This is a genomic window from Frankia sp. CcWB2 (assembly GCF_977927585.1).
In genome coordinates this window covers 1-2,605 of the sequence record NZ_CDWRCM010000327.1, presented here as the reverse complement: position 1 = coordinate 2,605, position 2,605 = coordinate 1, and the positions used below count along the sequence as shown (strand labels likewise).

Sequence of the window (2,605 nt, the reverse complement as noted above, 5' to 3'; positions counted from 1 at the left end):
ATCCAGTTCTGGCGCCGCCATCGGAGGCCGCGGGTCGTTCGTCGGCGGTCAGGCCGGGTCGGACCGGTCGGATCCTGGAGCGTCGCCGGAATGGGGAGTGGGGCCTGCCGCCACGGGTCGGCCGGTGGCAGCGGCGTCGACGCGGTCGCGTGGGCCGGCGGGGGCCTGGGTGCCGGCGGGGGCATCGGCGACTGCGGGGGAACCCCTGGGTGACCGAGCGGTTTCGTCGTGTCCGGATCGTTGTGGGCGGGTGGGTGGTTCCGGGCGTCCGCGCGGAACTGGGCGCGGGCGGCCAGCCGGGACCGGCGCAGCGCGCCGGCCTCCACGAACAACGTGATCCCCATCGCCGCCGCGGCCACCGCGAAGCCGACCATCCCGGGCATCTCGATCAGTCCGAGGCCCCCGCCGGCGACCCAGGCCAGCTGCAGACCGGTCTCAGAGCGGGCGAACGCGGAGTTGCGGGTGGTCTCCGGGATGTCCCGCTGGATGATCGCGTCCAGCGCCAGCTTCCCCATCGACCCCGCCATGGACGCCAGCAGCGCGGCGACCAGCGAGGTGAACTTGGTGTAGGTGATCGCCGCACCGAGGCATCCCCCTGCCGCCAACACCAGCGCGAGCATGAGGATGCCCTCGGGGCGGCGCCGGCCGAGCCGGCCGCCGATGAGGACTCCCAGGCCGCTGCCGGCGCCCGCGCAGACCGCGAGCCCGCCCAGCCACAGGTTGTTCCCGCCGTTGGTGCGCAGGAGGAACACCAGATAGAACGTCAGGAAGCCGACCAGACTGCGTAGCACCAGGGCGGCGCGCAGCGCCACCGGCAGCGTGCCGAGGAACGCCCGGATCCACGTCCCGACACCGCGCCGGGCCACGCTTGAGGGAAGCGGCCCGCGCAGTGGCTGCTCACCGGCGGCGGAGTCGACGTGCCCGGGCAGGTTGAACGCCAGTAGGACCCCGGCCATGTAGACGAGGGCACAGATCCGCAACACCCAGGGATAGCCGACGAAAGGGATGTTGGCGATGCCCAACCCGACGGGTGCCACGACCGCCCCGGCGACGATGTTGACCAGCGAGATCCGTGAGTTGATCGTGACGAGCGTGAGTTCCGCCGGGGCCACCCGGGGAATGACGGCGCTGCGCGCGACGCCGAACCCGCGGGAGAGCACGAGCAGGCCGAGCGCGAGGGGGTAGACGGCCAGCCCGTCGAGCGCCCCCGCGAGCTGCCACGCCAGCAGCCCGCGGCCCAGGCAGATGGCGGCGAGCGCCGTCCGCCGGCCGTAGGCCACCCGGTCCAGCAGCGGACCGATGACCGGCGCCAGCAGGGCGAACGGCACCATGGTGACCAGTAGGTAGAGGGCGACCTTCGACCGGGCCTCGCCGGACGGGACGGCGAAGAACAGCGAACCCGCCAACGCGACGGTCACCAGCGCGTCCCCGGCGGCGTTGACGAACGACAGCTCCGTCAGCGACGACAGCCCCGACCGGTCGGCGTCATTGCCGCGCACACTCGCCCGCAGCCGGCGCAGGCTGTTCACCACTGTGCTGCCCAGGTTCACCCTGCCCAGTGTCCTCGTCTTGGACCGGCGCTGTCCTGGACCGGCGCCACTACGACCACGTCGGGCGGCGGGAGGGTTCGTGGGTGAGAATACTTCCCGTGGATGCTTCCGATGTTCGTAGGACGGTCCGGTCCGGGCGGGAACCCGTGGCCGATCCGACCTGTGCGGCCGCCGTTGACCTGGCCCGGCAGGCGGCCGTCGAGGAGGCGGGGTCCGCGGCGGAGGTCGGTGAGCATCTCGGCGTCGAGAGCGAGGGGGACCGCCTCGCCCTGCACCGGTTCGCCTGCCTGTCGCGGGCCTACCCCGGCTGGGTCTGGACGGTGATCGTTACCCGAGCCGCGCGGGTGCGCAAGGCGACGGTCGACGACGTCGTGTTGATGCCCGGGGACGGGGCCATGCTGGCGCCCCCGTGGGTCCCCTGGTCGGAGCGGCTGCGGCCGGGCGACGTCGGTGTCGGGGACCTGCTGCCGACCGCCATCGACGATCCTCGGCTCGCGCTGCGCACAGAAGACGCCGAGGAGTTCGCCGACACCGACGTCTTCATCGAGCTCGGTCTGGGGCGGGCCCGGGTGCTGTCCGTGACCGGGCGGGAGGAAGCGGTCGAACGCTGGTACGCGGGTCCCGCCGGCCCGGGCGCATCCATCGCCAAGGTGGCGCCCGCATCCTGCCTGACCTGCGGATTCCACGTGCGGCTCGCGGGTGCGCTCGGCCGGATGTTCGGCGTCTGCGCCAACGAGCTCGCACCGGACGACGGCCGGGTCACGTCGATCGACCACGGCTGTGGGGCGCACTCGGAGGCACTGGTGGCTCCTTCGGCGCATCCTGAACCCGTCCTGTTCGACGAGGACCCCTCCGACCTGGAGCCGATCGACGTCGAGCTGGTGGGCGTGGCCGCCCATCCGCCGGGTTCGGTGGACGACAACGGGGCGGGCGAGACCGCGGACGGCCCGGGACCGGAGCCCTACGGCCACTCCTGACCGGCCTCGCCCGCCGACGCCGGGACTTACCTGGATTTATCCGGACGTACTCGGCTCGGACGTACTCGTGTCGAGGTC

Annotated in this window: 2 protein-coding genes; one reads left to right on the top strand and one right to left on the bottom strand. The window is 72.8% G+C overall.

The window, feature by feature from the left end; all coding sequences use genetic code 11:
* Positions 1-1,550 (bottom strand): MFS transporter (locus ACY45C_RS21215; RefSeq protein WP_462189315.1); only part of this gene is annotated, 1,550 nt, incomplete at its 3' end.
* Positions 1,551-1,648: 98 nt separating this feature from the next.
* Between ACY45C_RS21215 and ACY45C_RS21210 the strand changes: the two genes are divergently transcribed.
* Complete coding sequence (locus ACY45C_RS21210; protein WP_462189314.1) at positions 1,649-2,527, top strand: DUF3027 domain-containing protein; 879 nt, start codon at positions 1,649-1,651, stop codon at positions 2,525-2,527.
* Positions 2,528-2,605: the final 78 nt, after the last annotated feature.